This is a genomic window from Streptomyces sp. NPDC104581, from assembly GCF_055583685.1.
In genome coordinates, this window is record NZ_JBVJNN010000011.1 from 81,243 (window position 1) to 107,680 (window position 26,438).

At 70.8% G+C, this 26,438-nt stretch carries 21 protein-coding genes and 1 pseudogene; 14 read left to right on the top strand and 8 right to left on the bottom strand.

Going from position 1 to position 26,438, the window contains the following annotated elements:
• Positions 1 to 79: 79 nt before the first annotated feature.
• Genes ACZ61E_RS11970 through ACZ61E_RS12000 form a run of 7 tightly spaced genes read left to right on the top strand, consistent with a single transcriptional unit; the run spans position 80 to position 7,743 of the window.
• Positions 80 to 1,735 (top strand): sugar ABC transporter ATP-binding protein, encoded by a 1,656-nt coding sequence (locus tag ACZ61E_RS11970; protein ID WP_469699459.1) that lies wholly within the window; start codon positions 80 to 82, stop codon positions 1,733 to 1,735.
• Positions 1,732 to 2,772 (top strand): ABC transporter permease, encoded by a 1,041-nt coding sequence (locus tag ACZ61E_RS11975; protein WP_469699460.1) that lies wholly within the window; start codon positions 1,732 to 1,734, stop codon positions 2,770 to 2,772. Before ACZ61E_RS11970 ends, ACZ61E_RS11975 begins: the two co-directional genes overlap by 4 nt.
• Positions 2,769 to 3,776, top strand: a complete 1,008-nt coding sequence (locus tag ACZ61E_RS11980; RefSeq protein ID WP_469699461.1) for an ABC transporter permease — start codon at positions 2,769 to 2,771, stop codon at positions 3,774 to 3,776. Before ACZ61E_RS11975 ends, ACZ61E_RS11980 begins: the two co-directional genes overlap by 4 nt.
• 35 nt (positions 3,777 to 3,811) lie before the next feature.
• Complete coding sequence (gene rhaS, locus ACZ61E_RS11985; RefSeq protein WP_469699462.1) at positions 3,812 to 4,909, top strand: rhamnose ABC transporter substrate-binding protein; 1,098 nt, start codon at positions 3,812 to 3,814, stop codon at positions 4,907 to 4,909.
• Between the two features lie 7 nt (positions 4,910 to 4,916).
• A complete protein-coding gene (locus tag ACZ61E_RS11990; protein ID WP_469699463.1) occupies positions 4,917 to 5,237 on the top strand; it encodes an L-rhamnose mutarotase in 321 nt (106 codons plus the stop codon).
• Positions 5,238 to 5,287: 50 nt separating this feature from the next.
• Positions 5,288 to 6,706 (top strand): arabinose isomerase, encoded by a 1,419-nt coding sequence (locus ACZ61E_RS11995; protein ID WP_469699464.1) that lies wholly within the window; start codon positions 5,288 to 5,290, stop codon positions 6,704 to 6,706.
• Positions 6,706 to 7,743 (top strand): LacI family DNA-binding transcriptional regulator, encoded by a 1,038-nt coding sequence (locus ACZ61E_RS12000; RefSeq protein WP_469699465.1) that lies wholly within the window; start codon positions 6,706 to 6,708, stop codon positions 7,741 to 7,743. The genes ACZ61E_RS11995 and ACZ61E_RS12000 overlap by 1 nt, the downstream gene beginning before the upstream one ends.
• A gap of 114 nt (positions 7,744 to 7,857) precedes the next feature.
• Here the strand turns inward: ACZ61E_RS12000 and ACZ61E_RS12005 are convergent, their stop codons facing one another.
• The gene (locus ACZ61E_RS12005; RefSeq protein WP_469699466.1) at positions 7,858 to 11,121 is read right to left on the bottom strand and encodes a family 78 glycoside hydrolase catalytic domain; all 3,264 of its coding nucleotides are present in this window, start codon (positions 11,119 to 11,121) and stop codon (positions 7,858 to 7,860) included.
• Between the two features lie 384 nt (positions 11,122 to 11,505).
• On the opposite strand from ACZ61E_RS12005, the gene ACZ61E_RS12010 reads away from it, so the two are divergent.
• On the top strand, positions 11,506 to 13,872 hold the full coding sequence (locus ACZ61E_RS12010; protein WP_469699536.1) for a discoidin domain-containing protein: 2,367 nt from the start codon (positions 11,506 to 11,508) through the stop codon (positions 13,870 to 13,872).
• Positions 13,873 to 14,017: 145 nt separating this feature from the next.
• Here ACZ61E_RS12010 and ACZ61E_RS12015 read toward each other — a convergent pair whose 3' ends face one another.
• The 5 genes from ACZ61E_RS12015 to ACZ61E_RS12035 all read right to left on the bottom strand — a co-directional run bounded on the left by ACZ61E_RS12015 (position 14,018) and on the right by ACZ61E_RS12035 (position 19,828).
• Entirely contained in the window at positions 14,018 to 14,695 is a 678-nt protein-coding gene (locus ACZ61E_RS12015) for a cupin domain-containing protein (RefSeq protein WP_469699538.1), read from the bottom strand.
• A 540-nt stretch (positions 14,696 to 15,235) separates the two neighbouring features.
• Positions 15,236 to 16,186, bottom strand: coding sequence for a carbohydrate ABC transporter permease (locus ACZ61E_RS12020; protein ID WP_469699467.1), 951 nt, complete (start codon positions 16,184 to 16,186; stop codon positions 15,236 to 15,238).
• Positions 16,183 to 17,340: a carbohydrate ABC transporter permease gene (locus tag ACZ61E_RS12025; protein WP_469699468.1), complete on the bottom strand. Its 1,158-nt coding sequence runs from the start codon at positions 17,338 to 17,340 to the stop codon at positions 16,183 to 16,185. Before ACZ61E_RS12025 ends, ACZ61E_RS12020 begins: the two co-directional genes overlap by 4 nt.
• Positions 17,341 to 17,410: 70 nt before the next feature.
• Positions 17,411 to 18,652: an extracellular solute-binding protein gene (locus ACZ61E_RS12030; RefSeq protein WP_469699469.1), complete on the bottom strand. Its 1,242-nt coding sequence runs from the start codon at positions 18,650 to 18,652 to the stop codon at positions 17,411 to 17,413.
• Positions 18,653 to 18,778: 126 nt separating this feature from the next.
• Positions 18,779 to 19,828 carry a LacI family DNA-binding transcriptional regulator gene (locus ACZ61E_RS12035; RefSeq protein WP_469699470.1) on the bottom strand — a complete coding sequence of 350 codons (1,050 nt, stop codon included), beginning with the start codon at positions 19,826 to 19,828 and terminating at the stop codon, positions 18,779 to 18,781.
• 141 nt (positions 19,829 to 19,969) lie between these two features.
• On the opposite strand from ACZ61E_RS12035, the gene ACZ61E_RS12040 reads away from it, so the two are divergent.
• The gene (locus tag ACZ61E_RS12040) at positions 19,970 to 22,102 is read left to right on the top strand and encodes an amylo-alpha-1,6-glucosidase (RefSeq protein ID WP_469699471.1); all 2,133 of its coding nucleotides are present in this window, start codon (positions 19,970 to 19,972) and stop codon (positions 22,100 to 22,102) included.
• A gap of 317 nt (positions 22,103 to 22,419) precedes the next feature.
• Here the strand turns inward: ACZ61E_RS12040 and ACZ61E_RS12045 are convergent, their stop codons facing one another.
• Together ACZ61E_RS12045 and ACZ61E_RS12050 are read right to left on the bottom strand one after the other, a co-directional pair.
• Complete coding sequence (locus tag ACZ61E_RS12045; RefSeq protein WP_469699539.1) at positions 22,420 to 22,686, bottom strand: hypothetical protein; 267 nt, start codon at positions 22,684 to 22,686, stop codon at positions 22,420 to 22,422.
• 56 nt (positions 22,687 to 22,742) lie between these two features.
• Positions 22,743 to 23,201 (bottom strand): ArsI/CadI family heavy metal resistance metalloenzyme, encoded by a 459-nt coding sequence (locus ACZ61E_RS12050; protein ID WP_469699472.1) that lies wholly within the window; start codon positions 23,199 to 23,201, stop codon positions 22,743 to 22,745.
• A gap of 80 nt (positions 23,202 to 23,281) precedes the next feature.
• On the opposite strand from ACZ61E_RS12050, the gene ACZ61E_RS12055 reads away from it, so the two are divergent.
• The 5 genes and pseudogenes from ACZ61E_RS12055 to ACZ61E_RS12075 all read left to right on the top strand — a co-directional run bounded on the left by ACZ61E_RS12055 (position 23,282) and on the right by ACZ61E_RS12075 (position 26,438).
• Entirely contained in the window at positions 23,282 to 23,680 is a 399-nt protein-coding gene (locus ACZ61E_RS12055; protein ID WP_469699473.1) for an ArsR/SmtB family transcription factor, read from the top strand.
• A gap of 77 nt (positions 23,681 to 23,757) precedes the next feature.
• Positions 23,758 to 24,144, top strand: coding sequence for an arsenate reductase ArsC (locus ACZ61E_RS12060; RefSeq protein WP_469699474.1), 387 nt, complete (start codon positions 23,758 to 23,760; stop codon positions 24,142 to 24,144).
• 16 nt (positions 24,145 to 24,160) lie between these two features.
• A pseudogene (locus tag ACZ61E_RS12065) lies at positions 24,161 to 24,298 on the top strand (SAM-dependent methyltransferase); the annotation flags it as partial.
• A 133-nt stretch (positions 24,299 to 24,431) separates the two neighbouring features.
• The gene (locus ACZ61E_RS12070; RefSeq protein ID WP_469699475.1) at positions 24,432 to 25,685 is read left to right on the top strand and encodes a DUF1266 domain-containing protein; all 1,254 of its coding nucleotides are present in this window, start codon (positions 24,432 to 24,434) and stop codon (positions 25,683 to 25,685) included.
• Positions 25,686 to 25,844: 159 nt separating this feature from the next.
• The gene (locus tag ACZ61E_RS12075; protein ID WP_469699476.1) at positions 25,845 to 26,438 is read left to right on the top strand and encodes a helix-turn-helix domain-containing protein; all 594 of its coding nucleotides are present in this window, start codon (positions 25,845 to 25,847) and stop codon (positions 26,436 to 26,438) included.

The following is a 26,438-nucleotide window of genomic DNA, read 5'->3' on the forward strand; positions in this document are numbered from 1 at the left end:
TAGCTTCCGGAAAAGTTGAATCCTTTCATGCGTGAGTCGCCGACACCACCGAACACCCAGCCCCGCCGAGGAGCCCGCCATGGAAAAGCCCGACGAGGGCCCGGCCCCTGTCCTGGCGTTGAGGGGAGTCTCCAAGTCCTTCGGAGCCGTACGGGCCCTGCACGAGGTCTCGCTGGATCTGCGGCCCGGTGAGATCCACGCCCTCGCCGGCGAGAACGGTGCGGGCAAGTCCACCCTCATCAAGACCCTCGCCGGGGTCCACCGCCCGGACGAGGGAGACCTCCTGCTGGCCGGCGCGCCGGTCGTCTTCCACGGCCCCGCCGACGCACGGGACGCCGGAATCGCCGTCATCTACCAGGAACCGACGCTCTTTCCCGATCTCTCCATCGCCGAGAACATCTTCATGGGCCGCCAGCCCCGGCGCTCCGCCGGGCGCATCGACCGCAAGGCCGTACACCGCGCGACGGCCGAGCTGATGAGCAGGCTCGGCGTCGCGCTCGACCCGCGGCGCCCCGCACGCGGACTGTCCATCGCGGACCAGCAGATCGTGGAGATCGCGAAGGCCCTCTCCTTCGACGCACGCGTCCTGATCATGGACGAGCCCACGGCCGCGCTCACCGGCGGCGAGACCGCCCGGCTGTTCTCCGTCGTGCGCACGCTGCGCGCCGAGGGCGCCGCGGTGCTGTTCATCTCGCACCGGCTGGAGGAGATCTTCGGCCTCTGCTCGCACGTCACCACCCTGCGCGACGGCCGCCGTGTCGCGTCCGAACCGCTCGACGGGCTCACCGAGGACGATCTCGTACGCCGGATGGTCGGCCGCGATCTGGACGACCTGTATCCCAAGCAGACGGGCGAGCCCGGTTCGACGGCGCTGTCCGTGAGCCGGCTGACCCGCGAAGGGGTCTTCAGGGACGTCTCGTTCGAGGTACGGCGGGGTGAGATCGTCGCCCTGGCGGGACTGGTGGGCGCGGGGCGCAGCGAGGTCGCACAGGCCGTCTTCGGTGTGGACCGCGCGGACGCGGGCGAGGTGAGGGTCGACGGCCGCGCCCTGCCCGCCGGTTCACCGACCGCCGCGATGGACGCCGGACTTGCTCTCGTTCCCGAGGACCGGCGGCTGCGCGGACTGGTGATGGAGATGTCCATCGAGCGGAACGTCGGTCTGACCGGACTGCGCGCGGTGCGCCGCCGGGGGCTGGTCAGCCGGGCGCTCGAACACGGGCGCGCCGCCGACTGGGCGGTGAGGCTCCAGCTCAAGTACAGCAGGCTGACCGATCCGGTGTCCGTCCTGTCGGGCGGCAATCAGCAGAAGGTCGTCCTCGCGAAGTGGCTGGCGACCGAGCCGGCCGTACTGATCGTCGACGAGCCCACCCGCGGCATCGACGTCGGTACGAAGGCCGAGGTCCACCGGCTGCTCTCGTCCCTGGCCGCGGACGGGCTCGCCGTCCTGATGGTCTCGTCCGATCTCCCCGAGGTGCTGCGCATGGCCGACCGGATCCTCGTGATGCACGAGGGACGGCTCACCGCCGAGATTCCGCGTGAACGGGCCACGGAGGAGACGGTGATGGCGGCGGCCACCGGCCGTACGCCGGGCGGTGCGCCACCCGGCTCCGGTGACGCGCCGACAGCACCCGCCGGCACCGGGGGCGGCGCGGCGCCGGAACGTGCGGCCACCGACAGCGCGGCGACCGGAGGCACGGCCACCGGAGGCACGGCGGCAAAGGAGCCGACCCCATGACCACCACGCTCGGCAAACCCACCCCGGAGGCCGCGGCCGAGGAGGGCCGGTCCGCCCGCGCGCTCGTCGACGCCGTCTTCCGCGCGCGGGAGATCGCGATCGGCGGGGCGCTCGCACTGCTCGTCCTCGGCACCTGGATCGCCAACCCCGGCTTCCTCGACGACCAGGGCATCAAGGACCTGCTGCTCAACTCCTCGATCCTGGTCCTGCTCGCCGTCGGTCAGTCCGTCGTCGTGATCACCCGCAACATCGACCTGTCGGTCGGCTCCGTCGTGGGTCTCACGGCCTTCGCCTGCGGCCACTTCGTCTCCGGCACCGACCACAGCGCGGCGACGGTCGTCCTGCTGGGCATCGCGCTCGGCACCGTCTGCGGACTGGTCAGCGGCGCGCTCGTCAGCTTCGGCCGGGTGCCCGCGCTCGTGGTGACGCTCGGGATGCTCTACATCATCCAGGGCATCGACCACGCGTGGGCGCACGGTGAGCAGATCAACGCCGTCAACGTCCCCGACGGCGTGCTCGGCCTCGGCTCGGGCAGCGTCCTCGGCATTCCCTATCTGCCGCTGATCTCGGCCGCCGTCCTCGGCGCGACCGGCTACTTCCTGCGCACCTACCGCAGCGGCCGTGAGCTGTACGCGATCGGGTCCAGCCCCGACGCCGCGCGGCTGGCGGGGATTCCCGTACGGCGCCGGATCCTCGCCGCGTACGCCTTCTCCGGCGCGGTCGCGGGCTTCGCCGGCGCACTGTGGCTCGCCCGTTTCGGCACCGTCGTCGCGGACGCGGCCAACGGCTGGGAGCTGACCGTCGTCAGCGCCGTCGTCGTCGGCGGCGTCGCCATCACCGGCGGCACGGGCAGCGTCTGGGGCGCGGCGCTCGGCGCGCTGCTGCTCACCACCATCGGCAGCGCGCTGGTCGTCCTCAAGGTCGACTCCTTCTGGCAGCAGGCCATCACCGGCGTACTGCTGCTCGCGGCCATCACCACCGACCGCGTCTTGCAGGTGCGTACCACCAGCGCGCTCAGGAAGAGGAGCCGGCGATGACCGCACTCACGAAGTATCTGCGCTGGGACACGGCGGTCGGCATCCTGCTGATCGCGGTCTTCCTCGCCGGCACCGGCACGACGGAGGGGTTCGCCAACACGGACAATCTCTCGGCCGCGCTGGGTGACGTCTCGGAGATCGCGCTGATAGCGCTGCCGATGACCCTGCTGGTGGTCGCCGGGCAGGTCGATCTCTCCGTCGCCTCGATGCTCGGGCTGTCCAGCGCCCTCGCCGGTTCGCTCTGGCAGGCGGGCTTCGCGTTCGAACTGATCGTGCCGCTCTGCCTGTTGACGGGCGCCGTGGGCGGGTTGCTGAACGGCTGGCTCGTCACCCGGGTCGGGCTGCCCTCGCTGGCCGTCACCATCGGCACGCTCACGCTCTACCGGGGGCTGGCGTCCGTCATCCTCGGCGACGAGGCGGTGGCCGGCTTCCCGGAGACGTACGCCCGGTACGCGGCGTACACGGAGACGGTGCCCGGCACCTTCGTCCCGTACCCGGTCGCGCTGTTCGCGGTGCTCGCCGTGGGTACGGCGATCGCCCTGCACTGCACGGGCTTCGGCCGTTCCCTGTTCGCGATCGGCGCCCAGGAGGACGCCGCGTGGTTCGCGGGCATCCGCGTCAAGCGGCTCAAGCTGGTGCTGTTCGTGGTCTCGGGTCTCGTCGCGTCGTTCGCCGGGATCGTCTACACCCTGCGCTACGGCAGTGCGCGCGCCGACAACGGGCTGGGTCTCGAACTGGTCGTCATCGCCTCGGTGCTGCTCGGCGGTGTCGACTTCGACGGCGGCAAGGGCACGCTGGGCGGCGCCGTCGCCGGGGTGCTGCTGATCGGGCTCCTCACCAATCTGCTGACCCTGAACGACATCTCCAACGAGATCCAGGTGATCGTCACCGGCCTGCTGCTCGTCGCTTCCGTGCTGACGCCCCGCGTCGTCGCCGTGCTCGCGGAGCGACGGCACCGGCGCAAGGCGGCCGAGGAGTCCGTCCCGGTCTCCGCTCCCGTCTGACCTCCCCGTTCCGACCCTCCCGAAAGGCACCCACCGTGACCACCACCACGCTGTCGCAGACGCGCGTACGCCGCCGGGCCGTCGCCGCGTCCGCCGCCCTCTGTGCCCTGACGCTCGCCGTGACCGGCTGCTCGGGCACCACCAAGGACTCCGTCAAGGACGACGGCCCGGCCAAGGCGGCCGGCGCCGAGGCCAATCCGGACGCGCCGCTCAAGAAGGGCCTGAAGATCGCCTTCCTGCCCAAGCAGATCAACAACCCGTACGAGAAGATCGTCGACGACGCGGGCATCGCGGCGGCCGAGGAGATCGGTTCCAGCGGCAAGGAGGTCGGCCCGTCCACCGCGAACGCCTCCTCGCAGGTGTCGTACATCAACACGCTCATCCAGCAGAAGCAGGACGCGATCCTGATCGCGGCGAACGACCCCAACGCGGTGTGCGGCCCGCTCAAGCAGGCCATGAAGCAGGACATCAAGGTCGTCGCGTACGACTCCGACACCGCGAAGGACTGCCGTCAGCTCTTCATCAACCAGGCCAGCTCCGAGGAGATCGGCCGCAGTCAGGTCCGCAACATCGCGAAGCAGCTCGGCAACAAGGGCGAGATCGCGATCCTTTCGGCGACGCAGAACGCGACGAACCAGAACACCTGGATCAAGTTCATGAAGGACGAGCTGACCAAGCCCGCCTACAAGGACATGAAGCTGGTCAAGGTCGCGTACGGGGACGACGACGACCAGAAGTCGTTCCAGGAGACACAGGGCCTGCTCAAGGCGTACCCGGACCTGAAGGGCATCATCTCGCCCACAACGGTCGGCATCGCGGCCGCGGCACGTTACATCGGCGACTCCTCCTACAAGGGGAAGGTCGTCCTCAACGGCCTCGGCACGCCCAACCAGATGCGCAAGTACATCGAGAACGGCACGCTCGAACAGTTCTCGCTGTGGAACCCGAAGGAGCTGGGCTACCTCGGTACGTACGCGGCGGCGGCCCTGGCGTCCGGGCAGATCACCGGGGCCGAGGGGGAGAAGTTCACGGCCGGCGACCTCGGCGAGTACACGGTCGGCAAGGACGGCGAGATCATCCTCGGCCCGCCGACGGTCTTCGACGAGAAGAACGTCGGCGACTTCGACTTCTGAGGTCCCCGTGCCACGTGTGTGCTTCGTGCTGAAGGTCAGACAGGAGCGGCTGGCCGAGTACCGCGAACGTCACCGGGCCGTCTGGCCCGAGATGCTCGCGGCGCTCGGCGCCGCCGGCTGGCGTGACTACTCGCTCTTCCTGCGCGACGACGGGCTGTTGGTCGGCTACCTGGAGACCGAGGACTTCGCCGCCGCCCGCGCCGCGATGGCGGCGACGGACGTCAACGCCCGCTGGCAGGCACAGATGGCGCCGTACTTCGAGTCGCCGGACGGCGCGGGACCGGACGACGCGATGGCGCCGCTCACCGAGATCTTCCATCTCGACTGAGGCGGGCCGCCACCCCACGACAGAGCCGGCAGAGAGTGAGAGCAGCGCCCATGAACGCACCGACCACGCCCCGCCGTACCCGGATCGGCCTCGTCTCCGGCGGACTCGGCGCGTACTGGCCCCAGTTCCCCGATCTGCTCCCCCGGCTCAAGCGTTCCGCACGGCGGGTGACGGACCGTCTGGCGGGGTTCGGCGCCGAGGTCGTGGACGCCGGATTCATCTCCGACGCACAGGAGGGGGCGGCGGCTGCCGAGAAGCTGCGCGCCGCCGACTGCGATCTGATCGTCGGCTTCCTCACCACCTATATGACGGCCACCATGCTGGTGCCCGTCGCCCAGCGCAGCGGCGCGCCGGTGCTGCTCGTCAATCTCCAGCCGACCGAGGCGATGGACCACGCGACGTTCGGCACCGGCGAGTGGCTGGCGTACTGCGGCGCCTGTCCCCTGCCGGAGATGGCGAACGCCTTCGAACGGGTCGGGGTGCCCTTCCGGTCCGTCTCCGGGTATCTGGAGGACGAGCGGGCGTGGGAACGGATCGGCCGGTGGATCGGGGCCGCCGGGGTGCGCGGGGCACTGCGTACGGGCCGGCACGGTCTGATGGGGCATCTGTATCCGGGCATGTACGACGTGTCGACGGACCTGACGATGGTGCCGGCGAATCTCGGCGGCCATGTGGAGGTCCTGGAGTTCGACGATCTGCGTGTACGCGCCGTGAAGGCCGGTGACGCGGCGGTGGCGGCGAAGCTGGCCGAGACCCGCGCGGCGTTCGAGATCGCGGACTCCGTGGTCGAGGAGGACCTGGTGTGGGCGGCCAGGGTGTCGGTCGGTCTCGACCGGCTGGTGGACGACTTCGGGCTGGACTCGCTGGCGTACTACCACCGCGGTCTGGAGGGTGAGATCCACGAACGCCTGGGCGCGGGCATGATCCTCGGTTCCTCGCTGCTGACGGCCCGTGGCGTCCCCGCCTGCGGGGAGTACGAGCTGCGTACGTCGCTCGCGATGCTGATCACGGACCGGCTGGGCGCGGGCGGTACCTTCACCGAGCTCCAGGCGCTGAACTTCCGCGACGGGGTGGTCGAGATGGGCCACGACGGCCCGGCCAACCTCACCGTCTGCGCGCGGCGGCCGGTGCTGCGGGGTCTCGGCGTCTACCACGGCAAGCGCGGCTGGGGCGTGTCCGTGGAGTGCGACGTACGGCGGGGGCCGGTGACACTGGTGGGACTCGGCCAGTCCAGGGACGGTCGCTACAGGCTGGTCGCCGCGGTGGGTAAAGTGGTCGGAGGCCCGCTGCTGGAGATCGGCAACACCACCTCGCGTGTCGACTTCGGCCGCGACCCGGGCGAGTGGACCGACGCGTGGAGTGCGAGCGGAGTGGGACACCACTGGGCGCTCGCCACCGGCGACATCATTCCGGAGCTGCGCGCATTGGGCGGTCTGAGCGGTCTGGAGCTGGTGGAGGTCACTGACTGATGGCGCAATCGGTGGGTATCAAGGACGTCGCCCGGGTGGCGGGCGTGTCCGTCGGCACGGTGTCCAACGTGATCAACCGGCCGGACTCGGTTGCCGAGGAGACCCGGGCCAGAGTGCTGTCCACCATCGAGCGGCTGGGCTACGTACGGAGTGAGTCGGCCCGCCATCTGCGCGCGGGCCGCAGCCGCATCATCGCGCTGCTGGTGCTCGACATGGCCAACCCGTTCTTCGTGGACGTCGCGACCGGCGCGGAGCGGGTGGCGCGGGCGTCCGGGCTCGGGGTGATGCTCTGCAACAGCGCGCAGAGCAGCAGTGAGGAGGCCGAGTACCTGGGGCTGTTCAGCGAGCAGCGGGTGCGCGGTGTGCTGATCACGCCGACCGACGAGACCGGCCGCAATCTGGAGAACTTCCGGCGCCAGGACATCCCGTTCGTCTTCGTGGACCGGGTGGTGTCGAGCGACGAGGGCTGTTCGGTGTCCGTGGACGATGTCACCGGCGGGGCGCTGGCGATGCGCCATCTGCTGGCCCAGGGGCACACCGACATCGCGTACGTGTGCGGGCCGCTGCATCTCTCGCAGTGCCGTGACCGGCGGGCGGGCGCGCTGCTGGCGCTGGAGGAGGCCGGGCTGCCGGCCGACCGGCTGCGGGTGGTGGAGGCGGAGCGGCTGGACGTCCCGGCGGGGCGTGACTCGGGCGCGCGGCTGCTGGGGATGCACAGCCGGCCGAGCGCGGTGTTCTGTGCGAACGATCTGCTGGCCCTGGGGGTGCTCCAGTCGATGTACGGGGCGGGGGTCGCCGTGCCGGACGAGATGGCGCTGGTGGGTTACGACGACATCGAGTTCGCGTCGGCCGCCGCGGTGCCGCTGACGTCGGTGCGGCAGCCGGCCTCGCAGATGGGGCGGCTCGCGGCGGAGCTGCTGATCGAGGAGACCGGGGAGTCCGCGGCCGGCCACCGACACCAACGGATCGTGCTGCAACCGGAGTTGGTGGTGCGGGAGTCGTCTATGCCGCGCGCCGGCGGCGCGCACCGGAGCTGACGCTCCGTCACCACGCCTGCTGTTGATCGCCGGACGGGCTCCGCGTTGTGTCCTCAGTCGCCGGACGGGCGGGAAGGCCCGTCCGGCGACGGGAGGACGACCTGGCGCTCCAGGTCAGCCTCGGGACACGAAGTCCCACGCACCGTGGTCGGCGCGGTATATCCGGAACCCGGGCTCCGAGCGGAGGTACGTGGCCTCCTTCGGCGCCGTGACCTGTTCCTTCCGGTCCGCCGGCACGTGGATCTCCGCGCTCGATCCGACCGGTACCCGTACCGTCAGCCGCAGATCACGGCCGACCTCGGACCAGGCGACCGAGGCCGGCCCGCGCACCGTACGGATCGAGGTCCGCGCCCAGCTGACCCCGCTGCGGGCGTCCGGGCGGACGGTGAAGGTGCGGTAGCCGTCGTCGCCGGGGCGCAGACCGGCGACGTTCTCGTACAGCCACTGCGCGACGGTGCCCTGGAAGTAGTGGTCGCGCGAGCGGGAGTCGAGCTGCCACATCTCCCACATGGTGTCCGCGCCGTTGTCGAACCAGTAGCCCCAGCTCGGGTAGGTGCGCCGGGTCGCGATGGCGTGCGCGACGTCCGGGTGGCCGTGCGCGCACAGGACGCGCAGCAGCACGCTGGTGCCCAGGGCCCCGGTGTTGAGGTGGTTGCCGCGCTCCTTGACGTCCGCGACGAGGCTCTCCAGGACCGAGGCGCGGGCCCCGGCGGGGACGAGGCCGAAGGCGAGCGGGATCGCGTTGGACGTCTGCCGGTAGTCCGGGTCCTTCGCCGTGCTGTAGTGCCCGGCGTCGTTCAGGAACTCCGCGTTCAGGGCGTCCTTGAGCGCGGCGGCCGCCGCGCGGTAGCGCCCGGCCACGTCGTCGTGGCCCAGCAGTTCACCCATCTCGGCTGTGCCGACCAGGGCGCGGTGCAGATAGGCCGTCGCCGTCAGCCGGGTGTCCTCGGGCGGATTGCCGCCGTAGCCGGGCGGCAGATAGTCCCCGAGAGCGGTGACGGCCAGGCCGTCCTCAAGTCGGTCCAGCTCCCAGTCCAGATAGCGGGTCACCACCGGCCAGTGCCGCCGGGCGACGCGGTCGTCGCCGTAGACCCGGTACATCTCGCGCACCAGGAACGGGTAGACGGTCGTCCACTCGGGTGACGGGCCGAGATCGCCGTACCCCCAGCCGCCGCTGGGGACGATCACCGGCAGCTGCCCGTCCGCGTTCTGACTGTCCTTCAGGTCGTCCAGCCACTTGGCGAGGAAGCGGTGCACGCCGAAGCCGTACGCCAGGGTCGGCGCGCCGAGCTGGGCGTCGCCGGTCCAGCCGTTCTTCTCGTACATGGGGGTGTCGGTCGGGATGCCGTGCAGGTTGTTCAGGAGCGTGCGGCGCATGGCCTTGTCGAGCGTCTCGTAGAAGGGCTCGGAGCAGGAGAACGCGCTGACCTCCTCGACCCTGGTGTGGACAGTCCGGCCGAGCACGTCGGCCGGCTCGGGCCTGGCGGGCAGGCCCTCGACCTGTACGTAACGGAAACCCTTGTACGAGAACGAGGGCTCCCACACCTCGGGCTCCGAGCCGCCCGCGCAGATGTATTCGTCACGCTGGAAGCGGCCGGGAACGTGTCCGGTCTCGGCGTGGACGCTGCCGTCGTCCTTGAGCTTCTCGCCGTGGGTGAGCGAAATCGTCGTGCCCGCAGAAGCCCTGACGGACAGTCGGGTCCAGCCGGCGGTGGTGCGGCCCATGTCGACGACGTAGACACCGGGGCGCGGTTCGCTGATCCCGGTGGGCGTGATGGTGTCGATGATCTCGATCGGGTCGTGCGGCTGGGCCCGCAGCGCGCCCTTCGGGGCCTGCTGGGCTCCCGGGGCGCGCCACGCGCGGTCGTCGAAGCCCGGCCGTGTCCAGCCGGTGGGGGCCAGCCGGGCGTCGTAGGTCTCCCCGGCGTAGAGGGAGTTGGTGAGGGTGGGGCCCTCCGTCATGCGCCAGTCGGTGTCGGAGACGACGGTGGTGCGGGAGCCGTCCGGGTGCTCGGCCTCCAGCCGGCAGAGCAGCCGGGGCTCGCCGTGCCACGGCGGCCGGTGCCAGTTCCACACGTTGGGCGTGGTCATGCCGTAGAAGCCGCGGCCGAGGGTGACGCCGATGGCGTTGTCGCCCCGGCGCAGGAGGGACGTCACGTCGTGCACGGCGTACATGACGGTCTCGTCGTAGTCGGTGAAGGCGGGGTCGAGCACCTGCTCCCCGACGGGCCTGCCGTTCAACTCGGCCACGTAGTAGGCGAGTCCGCTGATGTAGAGGCGGGCGCGGGTGACCGGCTTCCGTACGGCGAACTCACGGCGCAGCAGCGGGGCGGGTACCTCGGGCCGCGCGACGGAGACCCCGTCGCCCCAGGGTCCTTCGCCGTACGGAGCCAGGACGGTGGCGGCCGTCCAGCCGCTGTCGTCGAAGTCCGCTTGCTGCCAGCCCTGTTGTTCGCTCCCGGCCGTCAGCCAGTCACCGGAGGTGACGAGTTCGCGGGTCCCGCCGCCGGTGGTCTCCACGACGAGGCGGAGGAGGAATCCGCCAGGATTGACCGACGCGCCGCCGCGATTGGTGGCGACGGCGGCGAGGACGACGCGCCGCCCGGCCGCCTTGACCGCCTCGGTGACGTCCGCCGTCCTGCCGGTGCGCCAGCCGTCCTGCTGCTGCGGGGCGTGGGCCACCCGGGCGCCGTCGAGGTGGAGGGTGAAGTCGTCGTCGGCGGTGGCGACGACGGTCGCGCGTGCGACGTCCGCCCCGGCGGGCAGTTCGACGGCGGCGCGGAACCACGCGGGCCCGGCGGGGGCGTCGCCGGTGGTCGCGCCCTCGGACCAGATCCAGGAGGCCCCGTCGAAGCCGGACGGCGCGGCGGCAGCATCGGCGCCGATCCAGCGGGCGCCCCACTCCTCGCCGCCGAGGGCGGTCTCCCACCAGCCTGCGGTGCTCCACCGGGACACGTGGCCGTCGCCGTCCCAGACGCGCACCTGCCAGTGGCAGCGGGTACGGGGCGGCAGCGCGGGCCCGGCGTAGGGTACGGCGACACCGCGCCCGGAGGCCACCTTGCCGGTGTCCCAGAGGAGTTGGCGGCCCTTGGCGAGGTCGCGGGGGTCGGTGGCGGCCCTGATCTGGTACGCGCTCTGCCGGGCGCCGTGGCCGTCGGCCGTCAGCTCCCAGGAGAGCAGGGGGGTGGGGTCGTCGGTGCCGAGTACCTGGTCCGCGTACTCCACCTTCGGGGAGACGACACGCAGCCGGCCGTCGCCGCGGGGGGCGTCCTCCCGGGGCGTCGCGGCCGAGGCCGCCGGGCCGGCGGCGAGCGAGACGATTCCGGCGCCCGCCCCCACCAGGGAGGTGCCCAGGAGACCTCTGCGTGTCCAGCCCATGCCCATGACCGCCCCTTTGATTGAATCGTTTCATATCCCGTGTCAAGAATCGTAGGGCCGAGCACGGAGGGCTCACAAGAGGTGCGCACGGGGCCGATGACGGAGCCTGCCGCGACTCCGTTTCTTTCTGCGACCAGGGAGGCTTTTGCGGTCCGAGCGTGACCGCCGGCCCCGCGAAGCGCGGGCGCGATCAACGACCCTGACGCCGCGCCGGTCCGGTTCGGCGGTCAACTTGCGGCTGTATAGCCGGAATTCAGTGCGACTCAACGCATGGAAATTCTGAATGATCATTCATTTCTTGCACGGATTCATAGACTTCCTGCGGAAGCACTCCTACCCTTTTCGCGTCCGCAGAGTCCCCACGAGCCGCAAGGACGTATGTCTGTGACACCTCCCCCAAGACGCCGCCTGCTCCGCCGCGGTCTGTCCGCCTCGCTCTCCGCCTCCCTGGCCCTCGCGACGGCGGTGGCCGGCACTGCCGTCGCCGTCGTCGTGTCCGCCGCCCCGGCAGCCGTCGCCGCCGGGGTCCCCGCCCCCTCCCCCGTCGGTATCCCGGGCCGTGGCGCCACCGTGCCCTTCGTCGAGCACGAAGCCGAGTACGCGGCCACCAACGGCACCCTGATAGGCCCCAACCGGCTGTACGGATCGCTTCCCTCGGAGGCTTCCGGACGTCAGGCCGTGACGCTCGACGCGGTCGGTGAGTACGTGGAGTTCACCCTCACCAAACCGGCCAACGCGATGACCTTCCGCTACTCACTGCCCGACAACGCCGCGGGCACCGGCCGGGACGCCGGAATCGACGTACGCGTCAACGGCAGTCAGCTCAAGAACGTGCCGGTGACCTCCAAGTACGGCTGGTATTACGGCGGTTACCCGTTCAACAACAACCCCGGCGACACCAACCCCCACCACTTCTACGACGAGACACGCACCATGTTCGACTCGACCCTGGCGACCGGCACCAAGGTCCGCCTCCAGGTGTCCTCGACCGCGCAGTCACCGACGTTCACCATCGACCTCGCCGACTTCGAACTGGTGGACGCGCCGAAGGCGAAGCCCGCCGGCGCGCTGGACGTCGTGTCCGACTTCGGCGCCGACCCGTCCGGCGCCACCGACTCGACCGCCAAGTTCCAGGCGGCGGTGGCCGCCGGGCAGGCGCAGAACAGGACCGTCTACATCCCGCAGGGCAACTTCGAGATCCGCGACCACATCGTGGTCGACAAGGTCACGCTCGCCGGAGCCGGCCCCTGGTACAGCGTCCTGAAGGGCCGTCATCCCACCGACCGCAGCAAGGCGGTGGGCGTCTACGGCAAGTACGCGAACCAGGGCGGCAGCAGCAACGTCACCCTCAAGGACTTCGCCATCATCGGCGACATCCGGGAACGTGTGGACAACGACCAGGTCAACGCCATCGGCGGGGCGCTGTCCAACTCTGTCATCGACAACATCTGGATGCAGCACACCAAGTGCGGTGTCTGGGTGGACGGTCCGATGAACAACCTCACCATCAAGAACAGCCGCATCCTGGACCAGACGGCCGACGGCGTGAACTTCCACTACGGCGTCACGAACTCCACCGTCACCAACACCTTCGTCCGCAACACCGGTGACGACGGTCTGGCCATGTGGGCGGAGAACATCCCGAACGTCAACAACAAGTTCACCTTCAACACGGTGATCCTGCCGATCCTGGCGAACAACATCGTCACGTACGGCGGCAAGGACATCACCATCTCCGACAACGTCATGTCGGACACCATCACCAACGGCGGCGGGCTGCACATCGCCAACCGCTATCCAGGGGTCAACTCCGGTCAGGGCACGGCGGTCTCGGGCACCCACACCGCCGCGCGCAACACCCTGATCCGGGCCGGGAACAACGACTTCAACTGGCAGTTCGGCGTCGGCGCGGTGTGGTTCAGCGGGCTCAACGAACCGATCGACAACGCCACGATCAACATCACCGACACCGAGATACTCGACAGCTCGTACGCCGCGATCCATCTGATCGAGGGTGCGACGAACGGGCTGAACTTCAAGAACGTCAGAATCGACGGCGCGGGTACCTACGCGCTCCAGATCCAGGCACCGGGCAAGGCCACGTTCGAGAACGTCAAGGCCACCAACATCGCCCAGTCCAACAAGATCCACAACTGTGTGGGTGCCGGATTCCAGATCACCCAGGTCGGCGGCGGCAACTCCGGCTGGTACTCCAACCCGCCCGCCTGCACCGGAGTGTGGCCCGCGCCCCAGTGGACCAACGGCGGTGTGCCCGGCGGCCCGTCCGACCCCGGGGACCCGACGGACCCGCCGACCGACCCGCCCGGTGACGAGGGCAACCTCGCCGAGGGCCGTCCGGTGACCGCGACCGGCCAGACACAGTCGTACGGCCCCGGCAACACCGTGGACGGCAACGCCAACACCTACTGGGAGAGCACCAACAACGCCTTCCCGCAGTCCATCACCGTGGATCTCGGCGCCGCGAGGAACGTCGACCGGCTGGTGCTGAAGCTGCCGCCGGCCGCCGCCTGGGGGACCCGCACGCAGACACTCAGCGTCTCGGGCAGCACCGACAACTCGGCCTACACCTCACTCAAGGCGTCGGCGGGCGTGACCTTCAACCCGTCGAGCGCCAACACCGCCACCGTCTCGCTGCCGGGAACGGCAGCCCGCTACGTACGCGTCACGGTGACCGCCAACACCGGCTGGCCTGCCGCCCAGCTCTCCGAACTGGAGGTCTACGCCGACTGATCCGGCACGGGGTGGGGGGGGGGGGGGGGGGGGGGGGGGGGGGGGGGGGGGGGGGGGGGGGTGCCCCCCCCCCCCCCCCCCCCCCCCCCCCCCACCCCTGTCCGAGCGCCCCTGTCCGAGCACCCCGGTCCGCACCACCCCGGTCTCACACCGCGAAGGTGTCCAGCCGCCCGCACATCCCGAACTTCCCCCTGGCGTCCGGCAGTCGGGCATGGACCCGCGCGTCGGCCAGATGCGCCGTGTCCCCCTCGGCGAGCCGGTCGAGCTGCGCGCCGGTCTGTAGCGAGGCCCGCGCCGCGCCGGACTCCCAGCGAGCCCGCCAGTCCGCCAGCCTCGGCGCCACCAGCGCGCCGGCCGCCCGGTGGAAGTCCAGCAGCGGCTTCTCGTCGCCCGCGTCCCACGCCGCGTTCAGCGCCGCGAACCCCTCGACGGCCAGGTCCCGTCTGCGCCGGGCGAACGCCTCCTGCTCGGCCTCGGTGCCGTCGGGGACGCGGACGGCCCGCCCGTATGTCTCGGGGTCGGTCAGATGTTCCCGCGGCAGGGTCAGCACGGCGTCCCCGGCCTCGGGCAGTCCGTTGTTCTGCATCAGGACGACGATCCGCAGCCCGTCCTCGTTCACGAGCCGGTGGATGGTGCCCGGTGTGAACCACACCAGGGCGCCCGGCTCCAGCGGTGTGCTCTCGAACCCCTCGGCGGTGAGCGTCTGCACGGCGCCGCGCCCCCCGGTCACGACATACCCTTCCGAGCAGGTCAGATGGAGATGCGGGGTGCCGCCGCGGAGGCCGTCGGCCGCCTCCCAGTCGTAGACGGTCAGGTGCGACACGGCGACGGCGCCGGGGAGTCCGGCGAACCCCGATGCCGCGCCCGCGCCCGCGCCCGTGCCCGTGTCTGCGGATGAGTCTGTGCGGGACGTCGTCAACACTCCCCCTGGAACCGGCCGAATATCCGAGTAAGCGCTTTCTACCCAGAACGTAGATCCGCTCCGTCCCCCCTGTCAACGACGAGCGCGACGGGATACGGGCCCGGCGGCGGCACCACGTGCGGCATCGGCGCGGCCGTCGCAGAGAAGGCTGCCGCCGTCCGGGAGCCGCCTGCGACTCGGGACCGGGTACGGACTACGGCCGTGGGTCAGCGTGATGACCTGCTCGACCCGCGCGCGCGGGTCGTCCGGGGCTCCGGACTCGGCGCCGCCACGGACACCGTCCGGGCCCCCTGATTCCGGGGGCCCGGACGGAGGACGGGCTGGAGACGGACACCGCCGGTGTCCCGCTCCCGTTCGAGCAGGTGGCCGAGACGGCGGATGAGCGGGCCACATGCTGACCAGCCGTCCGACCCGGTCGCAGGCGCTCGGGTGACGTTTGGCCTATTCCTTGACCGCCCCCGAATTCGCGCTGCGTACGAAGTGGCGCTGGAAGGCGAAGAAGAGCACCGCGACGGGGACGGTCGCCAGCAGGGCCGCCGTCAGCTTGAGCGGATACTGCGTGCCGCTGCTGAGGCTTCCGGAGACGAAGGAGGCGAGACCCGTGGTGAGCGTCTGGTACTCGGGCGACTGGGTCGCCACCAGGAAGTGGGTGAACTCGTTCCACGACCCCTGGAAGGAGAGGATCGTCAGGGTGATCAGCGCGGGTTTGGCCATCGGCAGCACCACCGACCAGAAGGTCCGGAAGACACTGGCGCCGTCGATCCTGGCCGCCTCCTCCACCTCTCTGGGGATGGAGAGGAAGAACTGCCGCATGATGAACACCCCGGCCGCGTCGACCATCAGAGGGATGATCATGGCCGAGTACGTGTCGAAGATGCCCAGTTGGTTGAGGACCAGGAACTTCGGGATCAGCAGCACCACGCCGGGCACGGCCATGATGGTCAGCAGCCCGTTGAAGAGCAGGTTCCGCCCGCGGAAGTCGAGGCGGGCCAGCGCGTAGCCGGCCAGCGAGTCGAAGAAGACCCGTCCGGCGGTGATGAACAGGGTGACCAGGACCGAGTTGCTCAGCCAGGTGCTGAACGGCACCGCGTCACCGGAGTTCCCGAGGCCGAACAGCCGCCGGTAGGACTCCAGCGAGAACGGGTTCGGCAGCAGGCCCAGCGGATTGCCCGCCGCGTCCGGATCGGTCTTGAACGACGTGACGATCTGGATGACGAACGGCAGCAGATAGATCAGCCCGACCGCCGTGAGCACCAGGTACACGAACGCGAGCAGGATCCGCCGCCCGGCGCCGCGCGGGGCCCCCGGCCCGGTGGAACCGCTGCCGGAGGTCCGGGGCTGCCAGGCCGCCGAGGTCTTCGGAGCCGGTGGGGTCGTCGGTGGCGTACTCATGAGTTCCTCCGGCGAAGGGCGCCGAACCGTCCGGCCGTCCTGGCCGGTCTGTCCCGGTCGCGCAGCAGCACGCGCTGGATCAGGGTCATCACCATGATGATCGCCAGCAGGATGAAGGCGATGGCCGCGGCCCGGCCGTATTCGGAGTCCTGGAATCCCGCGGTGTAGGAGAGGAAGGCGGGGGTGAGGGTGGTGTTGCCGGGGGCGCCCTGACTCATCACGTAGACGGCGTCGAAGATCTGCCAGCTGCCGATCAGACCGAGGGTGAGCACCAGGAAGATCACCGGCCGCAGGGCGGGGATGGTGACGTTGCGGAACGACTGCCAGCGGTTGGCGCCGTCCAGCAGCGCGGCCTCCTCCAGTTCCGCGGGCACGTCCTGGAGCGCGGCGAGGAAGATCAGCATGTACGTGCCGGACGAGGTCCACACGATCAGCGCGATGATGGTGCACATCGCGATGGAGGGACCGGAGAGCCAGTCCCACCAGGACAGTCCGAGGAACCCGTTGGACGCGAGGGCCGCCGTCGGCTTGTCGGGGTCGACGATGCCGAGTCCGCCGAGCACCGTCCAGACCAGGCCGTCGGCGTCGGTGAACCACTTCGGTCCGGTGATGCCGACCCACTTCAGCAGCGCGTTGACGGCGCCGCTGCCCTGGAACAGGAAGAGGAAGACGGTGGAGATGGCGATGGAGCTGGTCACCGAGGGGAAGTAGAAGATCGTCCGGAAGAGGCTCTTGCCTTTTATTCGGCGGCTGTTGACCGCGACGGCGAGCGCCAGGGCCAGGATGGTCTGGAGCGGTACGACCAGCAGGACGAAGTAGAGGTTGTTGCGGACCGAGGTCATGAACAGCGTGCGGTCCAGGCCCTCGTCGGTCAGGACGTTGGCGTAGTTGTCGAGACCGACGAAGTCGGCGGCGCCGGTGAAAGGGTTGGACTGCCCGTCCCAGTTCAGCAGGCTGACCCACAGGGCCATCCCGATGGGCAGCAGCAGGAACAGTCCGAGGACCACCACCATCGGGCTGACGAAGAGCCAGCCCCACACTCCCTGGCGGCCCTTGATGCGGGACGCCGGCTCACGGCGGCGCCGCCGCCCGTCGCCTCCGGCCGCGGCGGGCGGCGCCGCGACAGGGCCGCTGCCGCTGCCGTACTGACTCATTCTCTTTCTCTTTCCTCCCGCACCCGCCGGGATCGTCCTCCCGGCGGGTGTCCTACGGGTGGGACCGGCCTCAGCCGTTGCTCTTGAGGACCTGCTCGCCGTTGGTCTGGAGATCGCCGAGGATCTTCTTCGGGTCGGCCTTCGCCAGCCCGGCCAGGTCCGTGTCGAACTGTTCGAGGACCTTGGTGAAGCCGGGCAGGGTGACCGGGCCCTGGGCGTAGGCGGAACCGTCCACGAACGCCTTGTCCTGCGGGTTCTGCTTCTCGTACGTCGCCAGCGCGCTGGTCCGCGAGGGCATCACGCCGTACGCGTCGGCGAACTCCACCTGCTGCTCGGCGCTGGTGAACGCCTCGACGAGCGAGACGGCGGCGTCGTGGTGGGTGCTCTTGTTGGCGATGCCCCAGCAGGTGCTGAAGGAGAGCGTGCCCTGGCCCTCGGGTCCCTCGGGCAGCGGGACGACCGTGTAGTCGACGTCCGGGTAGTCGTTGGTCATGGCACCGGTGAGCCAGTTGCCCTCGATGGTCATAGCAGCCTTCTTGCTGCCGAACGCCTCACCGCCCCAGCCCGCGTCGACCTGCTTGGGGTAGGTGAGCACACCGTCGTTGAGGAGCTTCTTCACATACGTCAGCGCCTCGACGTTCTCGGGGCTGTCGGCCGTGATCTGCGTCTGGTCGGCGTTGGTGATCCAGCCGCCGGCCTGCTTGAGGAAGGGGCCGAGCTGGTTGTACGAGCTGTTGACGACCAGGCCGCTGACCTTGCCCCTGGTGAGCTTCTTGGCGACGTCCGCCAGGTCGTCCCAGGTCTTCGGGTAATCGGCGTCGGTGAGCCCGGCGTCCTTCCAGATCGCGTTGTTGATCGCGAGGGAGAGGGTGGAGCTGTCCTTGGGGGCGCAGTAGAACTTGTCGTCGTAGCTGAAGGAGCTGCGCAGCGTGGCGGAGAAGTCTTCCTTGTCCTTGAGCTTGTCGCCGTACGCGTAGAGGGAGTTGCCCTTGGCGTAGTTGGCGAAGACCGACGAGCCGACGTAGAAGACGTCCGGCGGCTTGCCACCGGCCAGCGCCTGGCCGAGCTGCTGGTCCAGGTTCTGGGCCGGGGTGACGGTCACGGAGTTGCCGGTCTTCTTCGCCCAGGCCGCGGCGGCGGCCTTGACGGCGTTGGTCTCGGCGTCGCCGGAGGAGCCGATCATCACGGTGAGCTCCTGCTTGCCGGAGCTGTCCTGTTCGCCACTGCTGTCGCTGCCGAAGTCGGACGAACATCCGGTTATCAGGAGCGCGCCGCACAGGGCGGCAGCGGTCGCGGCTCTGTTCTTTTTCATCTGCTTCTCTCTCCAGCTGTCGCTGTTGGGGACGTGCTGTGGGGGCTTCGGTGGCCGGGGAGGCCGGGTGGCCGGGGAGGCCGGGTGGCCGGGGAGGCCGGGACCAAGACGCGGGAAGTGCGGGGGTCAGGGCCTGGGCTCGGCCGACGAGCTCTCCCTGACGATCAGTTCGGGCGCCAGCAGCACGCGCTCCGGTGCGGAATCCGGGTCTTTGATACGGGCCGTGAGAATCCGGGTGCAGGCCCGGCCGACCTCGTCGAGCGGCTGACGGACACTGCTGAGGCTCGGCGAGAGGAGACCCGCGGCGGGCGAGTCGTCGAAGCCGACGACCGCCACGTCGCGCCCCGGGCTCAGCCCCGCGTCCCGCAGCGCGCGGTAGCAGCCGAGCGCGAGCGTGTCGCTCGCCGCCACCACGGCGGTGGCGCGGCCCACGACACGGGCGACCGCGGTGCGGGCGGCGTCCACGTCGTCCAGCGAGGACACCCGCAGATCCCGTATGGGCAGATCGTGCCGGCGCATGGCCTCGCGCCAGCCGCCGGCCCGGTCGTCACCGACGCCCGAGCCGCGCGGCCAGCCCAGGAACGCGATCTTCCGGTGGCCGGCCGCCACCAGGTGGTCGACGGCGGCGGCGGTGCCGTGGGCGCCGTCGACGTCCACCCAGTCGCCGGTGTCCTTCGCCGACCACCGGCCGAACGCGATGAACGGGACCCCGTTCTTGTGCAGCCAGCCCGGACGTCTGTCGCCCCGGTAGGTGTTGCTGAGGACGAATCCGTCGACCGAGTGCTCGCGCAGCAGCTCGTCGTAGCGTTCGGCCTCGCCGTCGGTGCCGAGGGGCGCGGCGAAGAGCAGGATCCGGTAGCCGGCCCGGTCCGCCGAGTCCGACAGGGCGTGCAGGAAGTGGTCCGTCACGGGCGTCGACAGACCGGGGGGCGTGGGCTGGACGCCGTACCCGATCAGCCTGCTGGAGCGGGTGCGCAGTGAGCGGGCTGCCTGGTGGGGCCGGTAGTCCAGCTCGTCGAGTGCCTCGCGGACCCGCTTGAGGGTGGTGGGCGCGAGGAGCTCGGGCGAGTTGAGCGCGTTGGAGACCGTCTGCGTGGACACCCCGGCCCGCTGGGCTACGAGAGCCAGGGTGACCGGCCCTCCCTTGCGCCCGCCTGCCGACGTCGTACGTGCCACCAACGGCCTCCGTTCCTCGCACGGCGACCGCTCGAAATGCGGCGCCGCATCTGCAATGGATCGATAAAACTCTTTCCCACGGCAGCTTGGCAAGGGTTAAGGTGAATTTTGATCGATCCAAATCACGAGAGGCGCCACACAGTGAACACGGTCGTCCAGGGAAACCCCGCCGGTCACCAGCCGCCCGCGGACGTCGTCACCGAGGGCCTTCAGCCCTTTCTGCACGACGTCTGCACCACGCTCTACGCGCCCAGCCTGGTGCTGTCCCGGCCGGCCGGTGACATCGCCGGCGGACCCGACGGGTTCTTCCACGGCGACCGCCGGCTGCTCTCGAAACTCTCGGTCCGGGTCGAGGGGGTGCCCGTCCTCCCCGTCAGCAACACGATGGGCTCCGCCGACCGCACGGCCTTCCGCGCCGTACTGCGCGGCGTCGGCGAGCACACCGCCGACCCGGCCGTCACGCTGCACCGCGCGCGCTCGGTCGAACCGGGCGTGCTGCGCGAGGAGCTGGAGATCGCCAACGCGGGCGTCAAGGAGATACGGGTCGAGGTCGTCGTCGGCGCGGGCAGCGACCTGGCGAGCATGATCGACGTCAAGTCCGGCCGTACGACACCCGCCCTGCCCGCGGAGATCGAGGGCGACGCGCTGGTCTGGCGCCGGGACTCGGTCACCGTCCGGCTGCGCGCGACATCCGGCACCCCGCACATCGACGCGGCCACCGGCGAGTTCCGGTTCGTGGTGGCGCTGGAGGCGCGCCAGTCGTGGCACACGGCCCTGGAGTGCGTCGTCACCGACGACGAACCCCTGGGCTTCCCGGCCGTGGCGCGCGACGCGGTGCCCTGGTCCGCCACCGGACTGCGCAGCGCCGACCACCGGATGGACCAGTTCTTCGCCCGCTCGGTCGCCGACCTGGAGCGGCTGCTGCTGGCCGACCCCGAGCACCCGGAGGACCGGTTCCTGGCCGCCGGATCCCCGTGGTTCCTCACCCTGTTCGGCCGTGACTCGCTGTGGGCGGCGCGGATGATGCTTCCGCTCGGCACCGAACTGGCGGCGGGCACGCTGCGTACGCTCGCCCGCCGCCAGGGCACCGCGACCGACGCCCGCAGCGACGAGCAGCCCGGCAAGATCCTGCACGAGGTGCGCAGCGAGGGACTCAAGCTCAACGAGGGCCCGGCACTGCCGCCGGTCTACTACGGCACGGTGGACGCCACCCCGCTCTGGGTGATCCTGCTGCACGACGCGTGGCGCTGGGGCCTGGACCCCGAGCAGGTACGGGATCTGCTGCCGCACGCCGAGGCCGCGCTGGAGTGGCTGGCGGCGTACGGCGACGCGGACGGCGACGGCCTGCTGGAGTACATCGACGTCTCGGGCCAGGGACTCGCCAACCAGGGCTGGAAGGACTCGGGCGACTCCATCCGCTGGCGCGACGGCCGGCTCGCCGATGCCCCCATCGCCCTGTGCGAGGTCCAGGCGTACGGCTACGAGGCGGCGATGGGCGGCGCCGCGCTGCTGCGCGCCTTCGGCCGGCCCGGCGCGGAGCGCTGGGAGGAGTGGGCGGAGCGGCTCAAGCGGCGTTTCCGGGAGAGCTTCTGGGTCGAGGACGAGACCGGCCGCTACCCGGCCGTGGCGCTCGACGCCGCCAAGCGTCCGGTGGACTCGGTCACTTCCGGCTTCGGCCATCTGCTGGGCACCGGACTGCTCGACGATGAGGAGAGCGCGCTGCTCGCCGCCCGGCTGGCGGGGCCGGAGCTGAACTCCGGGTTCGGACTGCGTACGTTGAGCACGGACTCGACCGGTTTCAACCCGTTCGGCTATCACATCGGATCGATCTGGCCGCACGACACCGCCATCGCCGTGCACGGCCTGGCACGGGCGGGCTTCCCCGCGGAGGCCGCGTCGCTGGCCGGGGGTCTGGTCGCGGCGTCCACGACGTTCGAGGGCCGCATGCCCGAACTGTTCGCCGGCCATGGCTCGGCCGTCGACAGCGTGCCCGCCCCGTATCCGGCCTCGTGCCGCCCGCAGGCGTGGTCGGCGGCGTCAGCCGTCGCTCTCCTCCAGGCCGCGCTCGGGCTGGAGGCAGACGTACCGGCCGGCACGCTGCGCTTCTCACCGCGCGCCGCGGAGGGCATCGGCCCGCTGGAGCTGACCGGTCTGCGGGTGGCCGGCGCGCCGTTGGCCGTACGGCTCGACGCGGCAGGCGGGATCGAGGTCGAGGCACCGGAGACGCTCACGGTGCACGGCGCCGGCCGCGCCGGGGACGCGCCCCGGAAGTAACGCCGCCCGCCCGACGAGCGGGGCGCCCCGCGCACGCTCCGGGCGCGCGGACGGCCCGAGCGTGGGCGGCCCGAGCGTGGGCGGCCCGAGCGTGGGCGGCCCCGGTGCGAGCACGGCCGACACGGTCGGCAGCTCGCGCCATCGGCGGCCCCGATGCGAGCGCGGTCCGCGCGGTGGGCGCGCCAGGGGCGGAAACTTCCAGGACCTGGAGCGACTGCGCTTCCCGCGGGCGCTGCCGGGGCTCGGCGGGAGCTGAGCGCGGCTGCCGGACGGAAGGCGCGAACGCGCGAGCCGAGAGCGCGAGGGGAACGCTCGACTCAGCGCGAGTCGCCCTGCCAGTCCCAGCGCCGCGGGTCGTCGGCGCGCGGCCCGTACGACGTGCGCCCGCCCGGCCCGTGAGCGCCTATCTCCGTGGGCAGCGTGGCGCCATCGGCCAGCTCCTGATCCGTCCAGCCGGTGACGTCCAGGAGCAGCCCGTCGAGCGGACCCGCGCACAACTCCCGGTAGCTGTGGCCGGTCCGCGGCCCGGGATCCGGGTCCTCGTGGTCGGCGCCGTACACCCGTCGCCGCTTCAGTTCGTCCATGAACGCCAGCATCTCAGCCACCACTGACAGCCGGGCGCCGCCGGACGGAGCATCGGTCAGGGACGGGCGGCGGCGCAGCAGCCGCCGTTCGCGTCGCCGGCGGGGCGGGCCCCGCCATCGGCGACGGCGGGGCTCTTGCCCATCCGGTCGGCGTCGTCCTTCACCACGTACGCCTCCCACGCCTCCCTGCCGGGGCCGTGGACCCACACCTTGTCCTGGAGGGCGTAGCAACAGGTGGTGTCGTTCTCCTCGAAGGTGGCGAGCCCGGCGTCCTTCAGGCGACCGGTGGCGGCGGTGACTTCCTCGGTGGTGCCGACCTCGACGCCGAGGTGGTCCAGGCGGGTCTCCTGGCCGGGCTCGCCCTCGATCAGTACGAGCTTGAGCGGCGGGGAGGAGATCGCGAAGTTCGCGTAGCCGGGGCGGCGTTTGGCGGGTTCGACGCCGAAGAGCTTGGAGTAGAAGGCGATCGAGCCTTCGAGGTCGGCGACGTTGAGGGCGAGCTGGGCGCGGGACATGACTGTCTCCCCGGTCTTCTTGTATCGATGACTGTCAATACAAGCTTGCTTCCTGTTTCGAGATCCGTCAACATAGAAAAATGTCAAAGCAAGAGCTTCCCGTCCTCGGCCAGGACGCCGGCACGTGCTGCCCCGCACTGCTGACCGCGCCGCTCGACGCCGGTCAGGCCGAGGTACTGGCGAAGGTGTTCAAGGCCCTGGGGGACCCGGTCAGGCTCCGGCTGCTGTCGATGATCGCTTCGCGGGCGGGCGGTGAGATCTGCGTCTGCGATCTCACCCCGGCCTTCGACCTGTCGCAGCCGACGATCTCCCATCACCTCAAGCTGCTGAAGCAGGCCGGGCTCATCGACTCCGAGCGGCGCGGGACATGGGTGTACTACCGGCTTCTGCCGGAGATGACCGACCGGCTCGCCACGATCCTGACCAGGCCGGGCGGGCGGCCTCCGGCCGGGACCGCGGCCGCCCGGACGGCGTCGTGAGCACGGCGGGCGCCACGGGGTCCGCACCGTCCGAGTCCCGGTCGGCGGGGTCCCCGCCGCCGCGGTCCAGGCCGTCCGTGCTGTTCGTCTGTGTCCACAACGCGGGCCGCTCACAGATGGCCGCCGCCTTCCTCACCCACCTCTCGGGCGACCGGGTCGAGATCCGCTCCGCCGGGTCCGCGCCCGCCGACACCGTGAACCCGGCCGCCGTACGGGCGATGGCGGAAGTCGGCATCGATCTGTCCGCCGAGACCCCGAAGGTACTGACCGCCGAGGCCGTGCGGGCGTCCGACGTGGTGATCACCATGGGCTGCGGCGACACCTGCCCCGTCCTTCCCGGCAAGACATACCTCGACTGGCGGCTGGACGACCCGGCGGGCCGGGGTGTCGAAGCCGTACGCCCGATCCGGGACGAGATCGAGCGCCGGGTGCGCGCGCTCCTCGCCGAACTCCTGCCGCGCTGAGCCCTCCTTCGCCCCCTCGGTGCCTTTCCGGTACGTCTGGCCGGCCGAACTCGACCTGATGGCGCAGCTCGCCGGGATGCGGCTGCGCGACCGGTGGGTGGGCTGGAAGGGCGAGCCCTTCACGAGCGAGAGCGACCGGCACGTCTCGGTGTGGACAGGGGCCCATGCACTGACGGTGCGTCATATTGGCTTGCGAGAGGCGGAGTTGAGCACCCGTCGGCACCGGTACCGTAGGCGGATGATCTTGCGGCCCCGAGAGGGGCCGGCACCGGTACGGAGGGGGACCCATGCAGACGGCGGCCGAGGACGAGGTCCACGACGAGTTCTTCCCGTTCGTCACGGCCCCGGAGGACGGCAGCCGCTGGCCGGCCCCCGCCGATCTGGAGCAGTATCTCCACAGACTGGCCGGCACCGGCAACGTGTACGCGTATCTGCGTGTCCTCGCCATCGAGGGCGTGTACTACCCCGTCAGGCTGGACGAGGCACTGGCTGCCGACGAGGACACGTACCCGATGCTGACGAACGAGATCGCCGACGGCCGCACCGTCGCCCAGGTCTACACGGCGAACCTGCTGCCGAGGCCGCATCCCTACCTCGTGTACGAGTACGCGACCCTCGGCGCGCTCGCGCGGATACTCCCCGCCGATGTGGACGTCCTCGCGGTCAACGCCGCCACCCCCTGCGAGCAGTACTTCCCCACCGACGACGAGGAGCGGGACGTCTGGCTCGACCTGCATCACGAGCTGTTCTCCTCCGCGGAGTTGATGGACCGTCTGGTGACACGTCGCACGGGCGCTCCCCCGGTGGGGCCTCTGCTGCACGGTCTCGCCTGCGGCGCGCACCTGTGCTTCACCAACGGCGACGCGTGGAACACGGCGCACTGGCACGGCATGGGTCACCGGGGTGAGCGGGAACGCGTCGCGGACTCGTGGGGCGTCCACGACCGCGCGGACTGGCTGGCGATCGAGGAGCGGCTGCTCGACCGCGAAGTCAGCCCGTGGTACTGGGACTTCGTCCTCGGCGCGCGTACGGCGCTGATCGCCGCGCGGGGACCGCGCGTCGATGCCGAACAGTGGCGCGACTGTGTGGAGACCACACTGCGCGACCAGGCCGCCCGGACCGGAACGTCCACCGACGACGCCGATTTCGACGTGTTCGTGGCCCATCTCCGTGCCCTCGTGGGCAAGTTGCTCCGCTACGAGTCCCGCTTCCGGGCCGACGGACTGCTGCCGCCGGACGCCGTCGTCCGGTCGGTGGCCGCGTGGGACATCGGCCGCGGCTCCAAGATGGCCCGCTGGGGCCGGGGGGCGCGATACGCCACCGAGGCCGAGATGCTCGCCGCGCTCGTACGCGCGTCGGAGGCCGCGCGGGCGGTGTACGGCTCGTGGGAGGAGTTCTCCGCCGGATATGTGCTGGGGCGGTGTCTGCACTTCGACGAGGAGGAGTTCGGCCCCTGGTACACGACCGTGCTCGACGCCCATCTGGCGCTGGCGACCGCGCCGGACAGCCCGTGGCGCACGGTGCCGTTCGACGCGGGGTGACGACCGTCGAGTACCGTTCGTGATATCGAACGCACCGGCCTCTTCGCCACCCACCGAGACGAACGGCACGGACGAGCAGGCCGAACGAGGAGTCCGGACGAGCCGGCCGGTGCGGACAGACCGAAGCGAACTGACCTGACGGTCGAAGGAGATCGCCCGATGTCCCCCAGCAGCCCGGTCCGAAGCGCGCTGGCCGCCAATCTCCGCCGGGAGAGGGGCCGGCGCGGCCTGTCGCTCTCCGAGCTGTCCCGGCTCTCCAGGATCGGCAAGGCGACCCTGTCCCAGCTGGAGTCGGCGACCGGCAATCCGACCATCGAGACGGTCTTCAGCCTCTCCCGCGCACTGGAGGTGCCCATCTCGGACCTGCTGGACACCGGCCACGCGGAGACGATGACCGTGGTGCGGGCGGCCGAGGTCGACGTACTGAGTGGCGAGGGCGTCGACCTGCGCCCGCTCCGGCGGATCGAGGAGGGCGGGGTGATCGTGGAGGTGTACGACCAGCAGGTACGCGCCGACGCCCAGCAGCCCTCGCTCGGGCACGCCGGGACGGAGCACACCGTCGTGCAGAGCGGCACGCTCGGCGTCGAGGTCGACGGGCACGAGGTGGAGCTGGGACCGGGCGACTACGTCTCGTTCGACGCGTCGCTGCCGCACCGCTACGCGGCACTCGACGGGCCGGTGCGCTCGGTCCTGCTCCTCCACTACCGGTCGGGTGGCGGCGCACGGCACGAGGCGCCGGGAACGCCCCACTAG

Coding starts and splice junctions, on each gene's coding strand:
- ACZ61E_RS11970 (WP_469699459.1), top strand. CDS start 80: ATGGAAAAGCCCGACGAGGGCCCGGCCCCTGTCCTGGCGTTGAGGGGA.
- ACZ61E_RS11975 (WP_469699460.1), top strand. CDS start 1,732: ATGACCACCACGCTCGGCAAACCCACCCCGGAGGCCGCGGCCGAGGAG.
- ACZ61E_RS11980 (WP_469699461.1), top strand. CDS start 2,769: ATGACCGCACTCACGAAGTATCTGCGCTGGGACACGGCGGTCGGCATC.
- ACZ61E_RS11995 (WP_469699464.1), top strand. CDS start 5,288: ATGAACGCACCGACCACGCCCCGCCGTACCCGGATCGGCCTCGTCTCC.
- ACZ61E_RS12000 (WP_469699465.1), top strand. CDS start 6,706: ATGGCGCAATCGGTGGGTATCAAGGACGTCGCCCGGGTGGCGGGCGTG.
- ACZ61E_RS12005 (WP_469699466.1), bottom strand. CDS start 11,121: ATGGGCTGGACACGCAGAGGTCTCCTGGGCACCTCCCTGGTGGGGGCG.
- ACZ61E_RS12020 (WP_469699467.1), bottom strand. CDS start 16,186: ATGAGTACGCCACCGACGACCCCACCGGCTCCGAAGACCTCGGCGGCC.
- ACZ61E_RS12025 (WP_469699468.1), bottom strand. CDS start 17,340: ATGAGTCAGTACGGCAGCGGCAGCGGCCCTGTCGCGGCGCCGCCCGCC.
- ACZ61E_RS12030 (WP_469699469.1), bottom strand. CDS start 18,652: ATGAAAAAGAACAGAGCCGCGACCGCTGCCGCCCTGTGCGGCGCGCTC.
- ACZ61E_RS12045 (WP_469699539.1), bottom strand. CDS start 22,686: ATGGACGAACTGAAGCGGCGACGGGTGTACGGCGCCGACCACGAGGAC.
- ACZ61E_RS12050 (WP_469699472.1), bottom strand. CDS start 23,201: ATGTCCCGCGCCCAGCTCGCCCTCAACGTCGCCGACCTCGAAGGCTCG.
- ACZ61E_RS12055 (WP_469699473.1), top strand. CDS start 23,282: ATGTCAAAGCAAGAGCTTCCCGTCCTCGGCCAGGACGCCGGCACGTGC.
- ACZ61E_RS12070 (WP_469699475.1), top strand. CDS start 24,432: ATGCAGACGGCGGCCGAGGACGAGGTCCACGACGAGTTCTTCCCGTTC.
- ACZ61E_RS12075 (WP_469699476.1), top strand. CDS start 25,845: ATGTCCCCCAGCAGCCCGGTCCGAAGCGCGCTGGCCGCCAATCTCCGC.